The 1,219-nt window shown below is 71.3% G+C and carries 1 protein-coding gene; it reads right to left on the bottom strand.

Features of this window, described 5'->3' with window-relative positions; all coding sequences use genetic code 11:
* Nucleotides 1-243: 243 nt before the first annotated feature.
* A partial coding sequence (locus tag FV223_RS28030) for an SbcC/MukB-like Walker B domain-containing protein (RefSeq protein ID WP_281407482.1) occupies nucleotides 244-1,219 on the bottom strand: 976 nt, incomplete at its 5' end.

Here is a 1,219-nt window from a genome sequence, read left to right as displayed (position 1 = left end):
GCCCGATGCGGCGGCGCGGTCGCGCTGCCGACCGCCGGCCGCCCACGATGCGCGACGGTGCATAAGTCCGACACGCCGGAGTTTTGTCGTCGGCACTTTCACAAATGTGAATGGCGATCGGCCGAGCAAACCCTAGGGTGTAATCGGCTCGATGAGTTCCCCCCTCTCGTCTGGCTGGCACCGCTGGCCGGACGTTCTCCCGATCGTTCTCGCGCCGGCGGTGCCTAATTGCGATCGCGCAGCCTACTCGGCCGCATCGCGATCGTCGTCGTACCGCTCCGGATTGATCGCGTGCAGCGCACGCTTGGCCGCCTCCAGCGGGTGCTCGGACTCGATCCGCACCGAGGCGAGATCCGGGCTCTTGTAGACGGTGACGATGGTGTCCATCACCTCGGTCAGCGTGGTGCGCTTGTCCTCCGGGGCGGCGATGAGCAGCTGCAGCCCCCACGCCGCGTAGAGATCGACCAGCGCCTGGCTGTTGCGCACGTCGAGCTTCGAGAACGCCTCGTCGAGCAGGCACAGGCCGAAGCCCGGATTCTCGTCGCCCGGCCGGTCGCCCGGATAGTAGGCGCTGGCGAGCGAGGCCGCGATCGCCACGTAGAACGGCGCCTGCGCCTCGCCGCCCGATCCGCGCAGCGCCCGGCTCGACATCGTGGTGCGGTTTCCCGCCCCGTCCCGCATCCCGATCTCGTAGACGAAGTAGTTGCGGTAGTCGGCCAGGCGTGCCGCGTCCTCGGCACCGGAGATCAGGGCGGTGACCTCGGCAAGCGCAGCGGCCATCGGGCCCTCGCCATCGTCCGGCAGCAGCGCCTGGGCCGCGTCGGGCGAGCGCGCCACCTCGGTCGCCAGCGCGTGGACGGCGGCGTAGCGGCGGTCGACCACGGCCTCGAAGGCGTAGGTCTGGCCGGTGAAGCGCTGGGTCGAGAGCCGCTCGTTGAGCGCGTCGAGCCGCGCGCGCACCCGCTCGAACTTGTCGGCGAGCCGCGTCAGCAGGTCCTCCGTCATCAGGCGGCGCATCTCGTCCGTCGCCCGCTCGGCCTGGGCGCGGTAGCGGCGCAGCTCGTGCCCCTCGACCTCGTCGTGCTCGCGCCGGACCCAGGCATAGCCCAAGGTCGCCGGCTGGTCGCCGCGGTTGCCGTCGCCGCGGCCGAGCGGGTTGTCGATCCGCCACTGGGCGCAATACTCGGCGAGGTCGCGCTCGGCCGCGCGGCCGTGCGAG

The sequence above is a fragment of the Methylobacterium sp. WL116 genome (assembly GCF_008039455.1).
Classification (GTDB): Bacteria; Pseudomonadota; Alphaproteobacteria; order Rhizobiales; family Beijerinckiaceae; genus Methylobacterium.
The sequence above is the reverse complement of the archived record's forward strand: the minus strand, read 5'-3'. Positions and strand labels throughout refer to the sequence as shown.